This is a genomic window from Bacillus sp. YC2 (genome assembly GCF_019891195.1).
Classification (GTDB): domain Bacteria; phylum Bacillota; class Bacilli; order Bacillales; family Bacillaceae; genus Bacillus.
Genome location: NZ_JAHXDO010000001.1, coordinates 742,635 through 755,800, shown reverse-complemented (window position 1 = coordinate 755,800; position 13,166 = coordinate 742,635). Strand labels below are relative to the sequence as shown.

Sequence of the window (13,166 nt, the reverse complement as noted above, 5' to 3'; positions counted from 1 at the left end):
ACAGAAGCCGGGAAAGGGAGGATCTCAATATTTGGAAAAACAAGATGAGCAGCAATTGATTTTACAAGCAAAAGAGGGAGATGATGAAGCATTTACGATTCTCTTTCGGCATTATTATTCTTTCTTATATAAGTATTTATTAAAACTTTCGCTGCAGCATGATGTAAGTGAAGACCTGGTTCAAGAAACCTTTCTGAAGGGATATGTTCACCTGAGAAGTTTTCAGGGAAGATCGGCCTTCTCCACATGGCTGATCTCTATTGCGTCACGTCTCTATTTCGATCACCAGAAAAAGAGCAAAAGGGAAAAAAGGCGGCAAAAACAGGTTACAGACGATACGATACGTAAAATCCAATGGGATATATCCGTTCGGGGAGAGGAGTGGAGCGTGACGCTTGATCTGTTCTCGAAACTTACGCCGCATTTGCGGACTCCCATATTGCTGCATCATTATTACGGTTATACCTATTCTGAAATTGCCAAGATTCTGCATATCAAAGAGGGCACAGTCAAATCAAGGGTTCATAAAGGTTTACAACAAATCAGAAAGGAGTGTGGCCGATGAAGAAAGATAAGCTTTCCACTCATTTACAAGCAGAACTGCAGAAAATTGACCAGATCGCCGAACCGGACATTCCCGGTCATGAAGAATTGCTGAAGAGATTAGTACAGTTTAGGACTGAGCGCAGAAAGGCCATGGTAAAAGAAGGGATGTTATTTCTCGTTTTTGCTTTGATAGTGGTCAGTGTTGCCGTAATGGCACTTATTCAAGCACCCGCTATCTTTATCGCGCTGCAGGTTCTCGTATTACTGTGCCTTCCCGGATTAATCGCCGCGGAGAAGAGAAGGCAGCCGGCAGATATTGAGGTGAAGGAAAGATGACCCAAACGGATCTCATCATCGGAATATGTGCTTATCTCATCGTGTTGGCACAAGGCATCTTTTTATTTGCAGATGCGAAGAAAAGAGGGCGCTTGGCATGGTTTTGGGGGATTATCGGACTGATTCAAGCGCCGATTCCAATCGTTTGTTATTACATTTTCGTCATCAGACCGGAAAGGAAAAAAGGGGGATAATCTTTTGGATATATCATGGGAACTTATTTTGCCGCTTCTTATTTTACAGCTCATATTGGCTGTCTTTGCTCTTATTAGCTGCATAAAGGAAAAGAGAACCAACGGGCCAAAGTGGATGTGGGCGGCAGTCATTATTTTGATCAATATTTTCGGGGCGATTTTATATTTCACCTTCGGCAGGAAACAAAAGGAGGACACGTCATGCTGAACGCAGAGAATCTGTCAAAAACGTATCGGCATCATCAAGCCGTGCGGTCAGTCAGTTTTCAAGTCCGTCAAAATGAATGTGTCGCCCTGCTTGGGCCTAACGGTGCCGGTAAATCGACAACACTACAAATGCTGGCGGGGCTTTTAACTCCGGACTCAGGCTCAATCACAATGTTCGGCAGGCAAAGGGCTGAGCGCCGTTTCATCGGGTATTTGCCGCAATATCCGTCTTTTTATGCTTGGATGACGGGAAAAGAGTTTTTGCATTTTGCAGGAAAGCTTTCAGGGCTGCCGACACGCGAGCTGAAAGAAAAAGCTTCTGCCATGCTGGAATTTGTTGACCTGAAAGAAGCCGCGGGCAAAAAAATCGGCGGGTACTCAGGCGGCATGAAGCAAAGGCTTGGCCTTGCCCAGGCCCTGCTTCATGAGCCGAAGCTGCTTATTTTGGATGAACCGGTGTCCGCGCTGGACCCGTCAGGTCGGCTGAAGTTTTTGGATATGATGAAGGAGCTGAAAAAACAGATGGCGGTTTTGTTTTCAACTCATATTCTCCACGATGCTGAACAGGTTTGTGATCGAGCCGTTATTTTGAAGGCCGGCGGGGTGTCTTGGGAAGGTGCTTTGCAAAATCTGAAAGCGCGGCAGCAAAAGAGGTTTTTCACCCTTTCTGTCACGGAATCGCTCACAGGCTGGCTTGAAGAGCAGCCCGGGGTATCAAATGTCGTTTATGAAGGTGCTTCACAAGCGGCATTTGAGCTGCGGGACGCAAATGCTGGCTCCCAGCTGCTGAGAAGCAGTCTGGACAAAGGGCTGACGATTACCCGTTTTGAGCAAAAAACAGAATCTCTTGAAGAAGTTTATCTTAAGGTGGTGCATTCATGAGGGTGCTCATGGCAGTTATGCAAAAGGAATGGCTGGAGAGCTGGAAAAACGGCAAGCTGATTTGGCTCCCGGTTGCGATGATGATCATCGGCATAATGGAACCGCTGAGTGTATATTACATGCCTGACATCATTGCACATGCGGGAAATCTTCCGGCTGGTTCTGTCATTGATATCCCGAAACCGGCTGGCAATGAAGTCATGATCAGCACGCTTTCACAGTTCAGTCTGATCGGTACGGCTTTATTTATTTTCAGCGTTATGGGGAGTGTGGTGCAGGAGAGAAATCAAGGCATTCTTTCTCTCATCATGTCTAGGCCTGTTTCGGCGTTTTCATATATAGCCGGCAAGTGGATTGTCCAGAGCTTCATCTGTATCGGAGCTTTCGCCGGCGGCAGCGGCCTCGCGTATTATTATATTCGGGTGTTGTTTGAACAAACTGTTCCTGGCCGTTTCTTGCCTGCACTTGGAGTGTATGCTCTCTGGGTGTTGTTTGTTGTGACGTGCGGCTTGGCGGCAAGTACGTTTTTCCGTTCTCAGGGTGCAGCCGCTGCAGCGGGAATCGGCTTAGCAGCTGCGATATCTCTTGCGGCCTCACTCTTTCCCGATGAAGCGAGATGGCTTCCTTCCGAGCTTAAAACGCAAGCGGATTACATGCTCATGCACGGGAAATGGGGGGATTTTTTCAACTGGTCTTTAAGCGCGTCTGTATTATGCGTCATGCTGCTTGCCGCGTCCTCGATTTGGCGCTTTCATCGATATGAAACTTATTGACCCGATTTCGGCAAGCAATATCAGAAAGGCCGCAGCAGCAAATATGCCGTCTGCATAAAAAAACTAGGCCAGCCCGCTTGTTTACTGAGAGAACGAAGATCGCGGCTTCTTGTGAAAATCGGCGTAAATCCAAACATTGTCAAAAATAATACGGCGTGTGCCACAAGGGAGACGGCTGTTACACTCTTCAACTTCGGCAGGATCTTTTCTCAAACAGCAGATGATGAGCCAACTGACGCACGCCAAAATCGATAAGATAACTATTTATATAGAGCTTAGAAGGTATTGAAGTGTTTGTGAGCTAATATGTATGAAAAAGAAATGTGTCTATCTTTTGACGAATGGATCTGATTTTCGTTAAGCTATAACAATAGTTTACTTAGTTTAGATTTACATTGATTAATGAAAAGGGGATGGATGGTATGTGTACAAGTCTTACGTTAAAAACGGCTGACGGGAACTATTTATTAGCCAGAACAATGGATTTTGCATTTCAGCTCGGTACAGACGTGATGCTTTACCCGCGTCATTACAGCTGGAAAAGTGAAGCTGACGGCATGCTGCATGAAACGAAATACGCATTTATCGGAATGGGGAGAAATCTCGGAAACATATTATTTGCAGACGGGGTGAATGAAAAAGGAGTATCGTGTGCGACTCTTTATTTTCCGGGTTATGCGGAATACGCGGAAGCGGAACGGGAGGACACCTGTCATATCGCACCTCATGAGTTCGTTACATGGGTATTATCAAACTGCGAATCTTTGGAAGAGGTAAAAGAAAAGCTTGCCTCATTGACCATCATGCAAAAGAAATTAGCTTTATTGGATACGGTGCTGCCGCTTCACTGGATTGTAACAGACCGCTCGGGAGGCTGCCTCGTCATAGAACCGACAGCAGATGGAATCCAAGTCTATGACAACAAGCCGGGAGTCATGACCAATAGCCCTGAGTTTCCGTGGCATGTGACCAACCTGCGCCATTATATCGGAATCAGACCGAAGCAATCAGAAAGCAAAACACTGGGCGGAATGACATTATCCGCATTCGGCCAAGGATCAGGAACAATAGGGATGCCCGGTGATTACACGCCGCCTTCACGCTTTATCAGAGCCGCTTTTCTGAAAGAGCATTTGAAGCCTGCTGCTAATGAAACGGAAGGCGTCACAGCCGCTTTTCACGTCCTGTCAAATGTGAATATTCCAAAGGGCGCGGTGATTACCGAGGATGATGAAATCGATTATACGCAGTATACGTCGGTGATGTGCAATGACACGGGGAATTATTACTTCCACCTCTATGACAACCGTCAGATTCATAAAGTATGTTTATTTCACGAAGACCTTGACCGTCCTGAACCGAAAGTGTTTTCTGCTAAGGCGGAGGAAAGCATCCAAGAGCTTAATTAGCAATATTAAAAAACAGGACGCTGGGGTCCTGTTTTTTTGTTTAATACGGATCAGACGGATGGCTTTCCTCTTCGGCCTGCTTCACGGCTTTCTCTGAATCAGTTGTGCCGATCGGTCCGCTGCTGTTTTTGTCTTGTACCGTTTTCAGCCCTTCAGCGACCCGTCTGCCGTAGTCGGGGTCAGCTTTCGTGAAGTTTTCAATCATTTGCTCCTGTATTTCCTTGCGGCACGTTGATAAGGTGTTTACAAGGTTATTGATGAGCTCGCTGCGTTCAAATTCCGTGAAGCGGCGGTATGTTTCGCCGGCCTGACCGAAGTTATTCGTCCTGTCAATCGCTTCCCGCTTCACGTCACCTTCAACATGGGGAGTATGGTCTTTCGTTTGCTTCGGCGCTTCCTTCAAGCCGCCCATTACGGATGGCTCATAATTGACATGAGGGTTTTGCCCTTCTCCGATGTCGACCCGATACTGCATTTGCCCGCCTTGCTGGTTAGTGGCCACATGCTTTTTCGGTGAGTTGATCGGAAGCTGGAGATAGTTTGCGCCGACCCGGTAACGCTGGGTGTCTGAATAGGCAAACGTCCGCCCCTGAAGCAATTTATCATCTGAGAAATCAAGACCGTCCACAAGAACGCCTGTGCCGAATGAAGCCTGCTCCACCTCGGCATGGTAATTTTCAGGGTTTTTGTTCAATACCAATTTGCCTATCGGCTTCCACGGAAAATCGTCTTTGTACCACAGCTTTGTCGGATCAAGCGGATCAAAATCAAGCTCAGGGTGTTCGTCATCACTCATGATTTGCGCATACACTTCCCATTCCGGGTAATCGCCTTTTTCAATTGCTTCATACAAGTCCTGTGTCGCATGGTTGAAGTTTTTTCCTTGTATTTCTTCCGCTTCTTTCTGCGTTAAATTGCGGATGCCCTGCTTCGGTTCAAAGTGGTATTTGACGAGCACGGCTTTTCCTTCCTCGTTCACCCATTTGTATGCGTGCACGCCTGAGCCTTGCATTTGCCGGTAGTTTGCAGGAATGCCCCACGGTGAAAACAAGAAGGTGATCATATGTGTCGCTTCAGGCGATTGGGATATAAAGTCGAAAATACGCTCACCGTCTTGTATGTTGGTCACCGGGTCAGGCTGAAAAGCGTGGACGAGATCAGGGAATTTCAGCGGATCACGGATAAAAAAGATTTTCAAATTGTTTCCGACCAAATCCCAGTTGCCGTCTTCCGTGTAAAGCTTAACGGCAAAGCCTCGCGGGTCCCTTAATGTTTCCGGTGAATGCTTTCCGTGATTCACGGTTGAAAAACGCACAAATGCCGGAGTTTTCGTTCCTTTCTTTTGGAACACCTTCGCCCTTGTGTATTTGGAAATTTCTTCGTCTCCAAAACTTCCGTACGCCTCGAAATAGCCATGTGCGCCGGCGCCGCGCGCGTGAACGACGCGCTCTGGAATCCGTTCGCGGTCGAAGTGGCTGATTTTTTCCAAGAAATCGTAATTCTCCAGAGTCGTCGGCCCTCTGTTGCCGACTGTTCTGACATTCTGATTGTCATTTACCGGATGGCCCTGCCGATTTGTCAGCGTGTCTTCTGTTTCACCTTTACCGGTGGTTTTGCTGGAAAGCGTTTCTTCGTTGTTTTGGTTATCTTCCATTGTTGAACCCTCCTTTTGAACGGTAACAATATGCCCTGGAGAGGGATATTTTAAAACCGCTTTCAAAAAGAAAGGCTTATTCCGTAATAGGCGTTAAAGAATCGCCGTTCCACATTTCTCCCTTGTTCAGTGTCCAGCTATTGTTATAAAGGCTGGAAGCTCCTTTATTCGCCGCCGGGCTCCATTGTTCATCCCACGTAAGGAAGTATGTCGTTTTCGGATATTTTTGTCTGATCGCATTGATAAAAGACGCGTAATCTAAGCTGCCGTTTGTGACGGACGGGCCGACTTCGGTGAAAGCGAACGGCTTATTCAGAGATACCAGTTCATCATAACCAGATATCGCATAGGCATCGCTGAAGTAAGCGTCTAATCCGACAATATCAACATAGGACGATCCGGGGTAAAAGTCTGTTTTAAAGTCTCTGTTGGCATCCGGCGCATACACCCACAGAAGGTTATCCAATCCTCTTGTGTCGGTCATATAGTGATAGATTTTGGTATAAAGCTGTTTGTACAAAGAGATTCTCTCGCTGTCCTTTTGGTTGTAGCCTGTCAGCCCCCACCAGAACCACTCTCCGTTCATTTCGTGCAGCGGCCTGAACAGAACGGTAATGCCTTGATTTTTTAGCTGCGAAAGGCCGTCTGCGATTCTGCTCAGCATATCGTCAAGACGTTTGCCTTCAGCTGTCGATGAGTTCAGGATGTTTCGGTATTGGCTGTTAGAAATTTGAGTTTTGAAGTTTCCGGATTGAAACGCCGGGTTTGCGAGGTGCAGGCTGACTTGAGGGAGGCCCCCGCTTTTCCAGTACGAGATTAAGCTGCTGTTGCAGCTGTAATCGATGGTATCTGCAATATTGGATGTTTCCAGCCATCCTCTTGCATAATCACAGCCGTAAATGGCCGGAGACTGTCCTGTCGCGTTTTTGATACGGTTTTCTTCCGTCATCGAAAATGTGTCATGGCTGTACCCTCCGAATGCCCCTGACATGACCCTGTTTTCTGAGCGGTTGGGCAGATGCGCCAGCCAGTTCATCACCGCTTTTGTGGTCGCCTGGGCGTTGGGATTGACCGGAGACACGGTGTGTGCGAATATCGGCTGTGCGGCGGCTGATATCAGTAATAAAATACTAGACAAACAGACGGCGAATTTTTTGAACATAAAAAGACCTCCCGATATTTAAGATGATGAAGGATGTGAAACAATTAACTCGCAATCTCCTTCGATAACAAAATCTCCTGAATCCGCAGGCAAAATAAAATGTGATCCTTTCTGAATACGAAAGCCTTCTAATTCGCCGCTTCCCTTGATGACGCTGGCGAGTAAATACCGGCCGGGTGCAGGGAAAGACGATTTCCCGTTCACGTCCCATTTATAAACCGAAAAGAAGGGGGTTTCGGCGAATACGGTGATGGAAACGCCGCCGGCCAAGTGCTGTGTGCTTCTGATTTTTTTATCGGTATGGGGAATGCCTGTTACCTCAATCGCTTTCTTGAGATGCAGCTCACGTTTATTGCCGCTCTCATCCGTACGGTCATAATCATACAGCCGGTAAGTGGTGTCAGAGCTCTGCTGGATTTCGAGGACGAGCGTGCCTTTGCATAAAGCGTGCAGGGTGCCGCTCGGGACATAAAAAAAGTCTCCCGGTTTAATGCTGACGCGGCGAAGCAATTTGTCCCACTCGCTGTTTTGGATGAGCCGTACAAAGTCTTCTTTTGTTTTTGCATGGTGCCCTAAAATGAGTTCAGCGCCTTTTGGACAATCGAGAATGTACCAGCATTCCGTTTTTCCGAGTTCTCCGTTTTCATGCAGGCTCGCATAGCCGTCATTCGGATGGACCTGCACAGATAAGTCCATATTGGCGTCAAGAATTTTGGTTAACAGGGGAAAGGCGTCTTCTTTCGGGTGTCCGAACAGCTCGGGATGTTCCTTCCAGAGCCGGTCTAAAGTTTTCCCTGAAAAAGGCCCGTTCCGCACGGCGGATGTACCGTGCGGATGGGCTGAAATCGCCCAGCACTCTCCTGTTTGATCAGAAGGAATGTCATAACCGAAAGAATCGCGAAGCTTCGTTCCGCCCCATATTCTTTCTTTAAAGACCGGTTCTAAAAATAAGGGATGTGTCACGTTTCTGCCCCCTGACAAGCTGCCTTTTCTAATGCCTGCTGCGCTAAAACTAGCCCGCCGGCCGCGCCGGAATGGATGCCTAATTGAGGGGGAACGATGTAACTGCCTATATCATCAGAAAATTGGGTATAATCAATATATTTCCCGTTCAGCTTTTGCACGTTTTCGAAGATATAAGGAAACAGCTGCTTCTGCTTCATGACGCCGCCGCCGAGAATGATTTTTTCCGGCGAAAGAATGTATATATACTGCAGCAGCGCCTCTGCAATGTAATAGCCTTCAAGCTCCCACACTTCCTGTTTATCCGTTAACAGAACAGCTTTTTTGCCCCAGCGTTTTTCGATGGCGGGGCCTGCCGCAAGTCCTTCCAGACAATCTGTATGATAAGGGCAATTGCCTTTGTAATGATCATCGGGATGTCTTCTGACGTAAATGTGGCCCATTTCAGGGTGAGACAGCCCTTGAACGAACCGGCCATTCATAATGGCGCCTGCGCCGATGCCCGTGCCGACCGTCAAATAGAGGCAGCTGTCCGATCCTTTAGCCGCACCGAAGGAAGCTTCTCCCAGCGCTGCCGCATTGACGTCAGTGGTGAAGCCGGCCGGAATATCAAATGCGTTTTTTATCGTTTGGAGAAAAGGGTAGTTTCGCCACTCTGTTTTCGGCGTGGCGGTGATGCACCCGCAGGTTTTGCTGTTTGGACGGACATCAATCGGCCCGAAGGAACCGATGCCGATGGCCTTGATCGGGAAATTTCGAAAATAACGAATCACCTGATCGAGTGTTTCGTTAGGTTTTCCCGTCGGAAATTCAATTCTGTCTAAAATGGTTCCGTCTTTATTTCCGGCGGCACAAACAAATTTTGTGCCGCCGGCTTCGATAGCTCCAAGCATAAGCCGTGCCTCCTTACGATTAAAATCCGTTCTGCTCAGAAACGGCTTTGAACCAGCGTCCGCTTTTTTTGACCGTCCGTTCTCCGCCGTTTTCCAAATTGACAGATACAAAGCCGTAGCGGTTTTTATAAGCATTTGTCCAAGACCAGTTGTCCATAAAGGTCCACAGGTGATAGCCTTTCACATTTGAGCCTTCCCCGATGGCACGGTGAACCCATTTGAGATGGTCTTTTATGAAGTCAATGCGGTAATCATCCTGAATCATGCCGGCCTCGTCGCGGAAGCGTTCTTCGCCTTCAACCCCCATGCCGTTTTCAGAAATAAAACACTCGATATTTCCGTAATTGTCTCTGAGGTTGGTGAGAATATCATAGATTCCTTTCTCGTAAATTTCCCACCCGCGATGGGGATTCATTTTCCGGCCGGGCATGATATACGGATCGAAAAAACGCTCAGGCAGGAAAGGGGCGTGCGGGTTCGGGACATGCTCTTTCGCTTTGACACGTCTCGGCTGGTAATAGTTCACGCCTAACAGGTCAATCGTATGTTCCTGAATGAGGCGAAGGTCTTCCTTTTCATAACGCGGCAGAAAGCCTTCCGCTTTCAGGATCTCTGTCAGCTCCTCAGGAAATTCGCCTTTTACGGCAGGATCTAAGAACGAGCGGTTAAAGAAAGCATCGGCAATCCGGGACGCTTTCAGATCTTCAGGATGAGAGCTTCTCGGATAAGAAGGCGTCAAATTCAGAATGATGCCGATTTGGCCGTCCTGCTTCATATCTCTGTATGCTTTGACAGCCCTTGCGTTTGATAATAGGGTGTGGAAACCGGCCTGCACCGCTTCTTGAAAGTTGACGTGATTCGGATAATGAAAATCATATAAATAGCCGCCTTCGATGGGAACAATCGGCTCGTTGTGAGTGAACCATTTTTTCACTTTGTCACCGAATAACCCAAAGCAGGTTTTGGCGTAATGCTCAAATGCGTCAACCGTTTCCCGATTCACCCAGCCGCCCGAGCGCTGAAGGGCAAGCGGCATGTCAAAATGAAACAAATTGACGAACGGTTCAATGTCATGGGCGAGCATTTCATTTATGACGTTTTGATAAAATTCGGCGGCCTTTTGATTGACCTCGCCCGTTCCTCCCGGAATCAGCCTTGACCACGAAATGGACAGCCGGAACGAATTGTGGCCGATTTCTTTCATCAGCCTGATATCTTCTTTATACTTGTCATAAAAACGTGATGTGTCGCCGGGACCGACGCCGTTAAAAAAGCGGCTTGGTTCTTTCTCATACCAATAATCCCATATGTTCTGGCTTTTGCCGTCTCTGTCGGCAGCGCCTTCTGTCTGGGTTGCCGAGGCGGATGACCCCCACCAAAATCCTTCCGGAAAACGATATTGAATAGCTGAATCTGTCAAATGATCTCTCTCCCTTTACCATTTTTTCGTTACATATTCATACTGTCATCGCGGACTTGCTGCTGAGCTTCCGCTTCTTTTTCTTTTGCCATGTTTAATTTATCCAATGCTTTTAGAAACGGGAACCAGATGACAAACACAATGCAGAGGTTCACCAGCTGCATGACACCGCCCATGATTGAATTTGTCGCCATAATCCCGTTAATAAAGAGCGGCACGGTCCAAGGCACGGTGACTCCGGTCGGAGGAGGCACGATTCCGGCCGACATCGCCAAGTAGGTCACAAGCGTGACAGCCATCGGCGCAATGACCCATGGAATGATGATGATCGGATTCATGACGATGGGCAATCCGAAAATGATCGGTTCATTGACGTTAAAGATGCCTGGCGCGAGGCCGAGCTTAGAGACCTGCTTCATCTGCTTGCTTTTCATAAAAAGCAAAATGGCAATCACAATGGCCAATGTCATTCCGGTTCCGCCCATCCCGACGGTGTAAATCTCCATAAACGGTTTTGAGATGATATGGGGAATCTCTTTGCCTGCTGTATAAGCTGATAGATTTTCGACCTGCAATGTATTCCAAATCGGATCCATAACCGAATTGATGATAATTTGTCCGTGCAATCCGAAAAACCATAAAATCTGAATAAAGAAAACCGCGGTCAAAGTAGGAATGATACCGCTTCCAAGTCCGACAAGCGGGGCTTGAACCGTATGGTAAATCACATCATGCAGATTGGTGTGAAAGAGCTGTGTGACAGCCGCGTTAATCAGCAGGAAAACGGTAAGCGTGATGAAAGCCGGAATCAATGCGGCAAACGACTTTGCAACAGCCGGGGGAACACCCGCCGGCATTTTAATGGTCAAATTCTTCTGGACGATTTTTCTGTAAATTTCACCCGCTAAAAACGCGGTAATCATGCCGAGAAACATCCCTTTTGCCCCAAGCCGGTCAACCGGAATCACCCCTGAAACAGCTTTGCCCGTTTCAGGTTCCAGGACAAAGGGGGTGAGGAGCAAAAAAGAAACCAACGCAATCGCTCCGCCAAACACAGCCTCCACCTCATAGCTTTTTGAAAGGTAATAGCCGATCCCGAATACGACAAAAACGGACATGATTCCCATCGTTGCTGCCGAGGCGCCGCCGAAGCCGGACTGAAAGACGGACAGGGCGGACTGGCTCATGATTTTATTTAAGAAAGGCAGGTTGGTCAAAACGACAAAGACCGAACCGAAAATGGTCAGCGGAAAGGCCAGCATAAAAGCATCTCGTAATACTTGTAAGTAGCGGTTGTTATTTAATTTTCCCGCAATTGGAACAAGAAATTGGCTGATTTTCTCAAACACCGTATCCACCCCGATTTTATAAATTCTTAGTTTTAAATAAATCGAGCATTTCTTTTACTATTTCTTTCATGGCCATGGTCGACATCAAGTGATCTTCGGCATGCATGAAAAGCAAGGAGAAATCCGTTTTTTTGCCGCCGGCTTCTTTTTGAATCATCTGAAAATGGATATCGTGGGCCTTGGCAAACTCTTGTTCAGCTTGAGATATCAAGGATTCAGACTCGTTTGTTCGGCCTTCTTTATAATCCCGTATGGACTGAATGATGCAGCTGCGGGCGTTGCCGCTGTGAAGAATCAGCTGAAAACTGATCTGTTCATCCGTGTACGGCTCCATATTGCGCGCCTCCATTATTTGTTCTCCATCAGACTCAGGGCCTGTTCATATGCTCTTTTTCCATCTGCCATGCCGTACGCCATCATATCAATCACATCGACTGTGATCTGAAGAGGCTCCGCTTCTTTTTGAAGCTCCTCTTTTAAAAAGCTCATTTGCGGCCCGATCAGGACAACATCCGCGCTTTTCAGCCCTTCTTTTGCTTTGTCCTGCCCGACTGCCCAAATCTCAGCTTCATCGCCGATGGAACGGGCATAAGCCTGCATTTTAGTGACCAGCAGGCTTGTGGACATTCCCGAGCTGCACGCCAGTAAGATTCTTTTCACGATTGACCCCTTCTTTCTATGAATTTAAAACGTTTTCATTTTTATTATAATCATTTGTTTTTAAATGTCTATACTTTTATTTTATAAATATATTCATCCTGATGTTTTGGGCGCATAAAAAAACCTTTTAAGATCAGTCTTAAAAGGTTAGCGGACTATATTGTTGTATCAGGCAGTCGGAGAAGGCACTCTCGCAGCTGCAAAATGTGTCTGTTGTCCCGCTTGGACGGCACCGGCGGCCGTACTTCGCAACGCGACCGTTACTGTATCTCCGGCCCGTAATTGAAGAATGTCAAAAATCGTGACGACCGCAGGGAGAGTCCCCGTGCGAACGACTCTGGCTCTTCCTATTACATCCTGATTAACGAGAAGTACCGCTTCTAAGGTGAAAGCGCCGGGTAAAGTCGTTTGAAATTCAACTGATGCGGTCAGCGAGTAGACGCCTGCCATTCTCGGAGTGAATGTTGAAGTATTAGGATTATACTCTTTCGCTAAATCAAATTGAACGACGGGAAACAAAACTTGGCTGGCGGCGTTTGCGGGAACAGACTGGCTGCTGTTGGTGAAAGCCCGGAAAGCTGAAACCGTCTGGGGGCTGCGGGAACCGCCCTGCATAACACCGGGTGACAAAAGAGGTTCTGATGATTCATTATTTCTCACGATCCAACGATCTGGCCGTTGCGGCATATCTTTTTTCCTCCTTATGATTCAATCTATC

16 protein-coding genes are annotated in these 13,166 nt (G+C 47.4%); 7 read left to right on the top strand and 9 right to left on the bottom strand.

Annotation, left to right across the window (positions count from 1 at the left end; translation table 11 throughout):
* The first annotated feature begins 31 nt into the window (after positions 1-31).
* The 7 genes from sigY to KY305_RS03810 all read left to right on the top strand — a co-directional run bounded on the left by sigY (position 32) and on the right by KY305_RS03810 (position 4,347).
* Positions 32-565, top strand: coding sequence for an RNA polymerase sigma factor SigY (sigY, locus tag KY305_RS03840; RefSeq protein WP_223061418.1), 534 nt, complete (start codon positions 32-34; stop codon positions 563-565).
* Entirely contained in the window at positions 562-882 is a 321-nt protein-coding gene (locus tag KY305_RS03835) for a YxlC family protein (protein WP_223061417.1), read from the top strand. The genes sigY and KY305_RS03835 overlap by 4 nt, the downstream gene beginning before the upstream one ends.
* Positions 879-1,076, top strand: a complete 198-nt coding sequence (locus tag KY305_RS03830) for a transcriptional regulator (protein WP_214800135.1) — start codon at positions 879-881, stop codon at positions 1,074-1,076. The genes KY305_RS03835 and KY305_RS03830 overlap by 4 nt, the downstream gene beginning before the upstream one ends.
* A gap of 4 nt (positions 1,077-1,080) precedes the next feature.
* Positions 1,081-1,284 (top strand): PLD nuclease N-terminal domain-containing protein, encoded by a 204-nt coding sequence (locus tag KY305_RS03825; protein WP_223061416.1) that lies wholly within the window; start codon positions 1,081-1,083, stop codon positions 1,282-1,284.
* Positions 1,278-2,165, top strand: a complete 888-nt coding sequence (locus KY305_RS03820; protein WP_223061415.1) for an ABC transporter ATP-binding protein — start codon at positions 1,278-1,280, stop codon at positions 2,163-2,165. Before KY305_RS03825 ends, KY305_RS03820 begins: the two co-directional genes overlap by 7 nt.
* Entirely contained in the window at positions 2,162-2,938 is a 777-nt protein-coding gene (locus KY305_RS03815; protein ID WP_223061414.1) for an ABC transporter permease, read from the top strand. The genes KY305_RS03820 and KY305_RS03815 overlap by 4 nt, the downstream gene beginning before the upstream one ends.
* Before the next feature lie 422 nt (positions 2,939-3,360).
* Complete coding sequence (locus tag KY305_RS03810) at positions 3,361-4,347, top strand: choloylglycine hydrolase family protein (protein ID WP_223061413.1); 987 nt, start codon at positions 3,361-3,363, stop codon at positions 4,345-4,347.
* A 40-nt stretch (positions 4,348-4,387) separates the two neighbouring features.
* Here KY305_RS03810 and katX read toward each other — a convergent pair whose 3' ends face one another.
* From katX to KY305_RS03765, 9 genes are all read right to left on the bottom strand, one after another.
* Positions 4,388-6,001 (bottom strand): catalase KatX, encoded by a 1,614-nt coding sequence (gene katX, locus KY305_RS03805; protein WP_223061412.1) that lies wholly within the window; start codon positions 5,999-6,001, stop codon positions 4,388-4,390.
* A 76-nt stretch (positions 6,002-6,077) separates the two neighbouring features.
* Positions 6,078-7,163, bottom strand: a complete 1,086-nt coding sequence (locus KY305_RS03800) for a glycoside hydrolase family 26 protein (RefSeq protein WP_223061411.1) — start codon at positions 7,161-7,163, stop codon at positions 6,078-6,080.
* 18 nt (positions 7,164-7,181) lie between these two features.
* Positions 7,182-8,126 (bottom strand): mannose-6-phosphate isomerase, class I, encoded by a 945-nt coding sequence (gene manA, locus KY305_RS03795; RefSeq protein ID WP_223061410.1) that lies wholly within the window; start codon positions 8,124-8,126, stop codon positions 7,182-7,184.
* The gene (locus tag KY305_RS03790; protein WP_223061409.1) at positions 8,123-9,019 is read right to left on the bottom strand and encodes an ROK family protein; all 897 of its coding nucleotides are present in this window, start codon (positions 9,017-9,019) and stop codon (positions 8,123-8,125) included. The genes manA and KY305_RS03790 overlap by 4 nt, the downstream gene beginning before the upstream one ends.
* Positions 9,020-9,038: 19 nt before the next feature.
* Positions 9,039-10,439, bottom strand: a complete 1,401-nt coding sequence (locus tag KY305_RS03785) for a glycoside hydrolase family 1 protein (protein ID WP_223061408.1) — start codon at positions 10,437-10,439, stop codon at positions 9,039-9,041.
* Between the two features lie 29 nt (positions 10,440-10,468).
* Positions 10,469-11,788, bottom strand: coding sequence for a PTS cellobiose transporter subunit IIC (celB, locus tag KY305_RS03780; protein WP_223061407.1), 1,320 nt, complete (start codon positions 11,786-11,788; stop codon positions 10,469-10,471).
* A 16-nt stretch (positions 11,789-11,804) separates the two neighbouring features.
* Positions 11,805-12,137 (bottom strand): PTS sugar transporter subunit IIA, encoded by a 333-nt coding sequence (locus KY305_RS03775; RefSeq protein ID WP_262417541.1) that lies wholly within the window; start codon positions 12,135-12,137, stop codon positions 11,805-11,807.
* Positions 12,137-12,448 (bottom strand): PTS sugar transporter subunit IIB, encoded by a 312-nt coding sequence (locus KY305_RS03770; protein ID WP_223061405.1) that lies wholly within the window; start codon positions 12,446-12,448, stop codon positions 12,137-12,139. Before KY305_RS03770 ends, KY305_RS03775 begins: the two co-directional genes overlap by 1 nt.
* 168 nt (positions 12,449-12,616) lie before the next feature.
* Positions 12,617-13,135 (bottom strand): C1q-like domain-containing protein, encoded by a 519-nt coding sequence (locus tag KY305_RS03765; protein ID WP_223061404.1) that lies wholly within the window; start codon positions 13,133-13,135, stop codon positions 12,617-12,619.
* Positions 13,136-13,166 lie beyond the last annotated feature (31 nt).

What these genes read in the sequence shown, in the direction of transcription:
- KY305_RS03835 (WP_223061417.1), top strand. Translation starts at nt 562, where the DNA reads ATGAAGAAAGATAAGCTTTCCACTCATTTACAAGCAGAACTGCAGAAA.
- KY305_RS03830 (WP_214800135.1), top strand. Translation starts at nt 879, where the DNA reads ATGACCCAAACGGATCTCATCATCGGAATATGTGCTTATCTCATCGTG.
- KY305_RS03820 (WP_223061415.1), top strand. Translation starts at nt 1,278, where the DNA reads ATGCTGAACGCAGAGAATCTGTCAAAAACGTATCGGCATCATCAAGCC.
- KY305_RS03815 (WP_223061414.1), top strand. Translation starts at nt 2,162, where the DNA reads ATGAGGGTGCTCATGGCAGTTATGCAAAAGGAATGGCTGGAGAGCTGG.
- KY305_RS03810 (WP_223061413.1), top strand. Translation starts at nt 3,361, where the DNA reads ATGTGTACAAGTCTTACGTTAAAAACGGCTGACGGGAACTATTTATTA.
- katX (WP_223061412.1), bottom strand. Translation starts at nt 6,001, where the DNA reads ATGGAAGATAACCAAAACAACGAAGAAACGCTTTCCAGCAAAACCACC.
- KY305_RS03800 (WP_223061411.1), bottom strand. Translation starts at nt 7,163, where the DNA reads ATGTTCAAAAAATTCGCCGTCTGTTTGTCTAGTATTTTATTACTGATA.
- KY305_RS03790 (WP_223061409.1), bottom strand. Translation starts at nt 9,019, where the DNA reads ATGCTTGGAGCTATCGAAGCCGGCGGCACAAAATTTGTTTGTGCCGCC.
- KY305_RS03775 (WP_262417541.1), bottom strand. Translation starts at nt 12,137, where the DNA reads ATGGAGGCGCGCAATATGGAGCCGTACACGGATGAACAGATCAGTTTT.
- KY305_RS03765 (WP_223061404.1), bottom strand. Translation starts at nt 13,135, where the DNA reads ATGCCGCAACGGCCAGATCGTTGGATCGTGAGAAATAATGAATCATCA.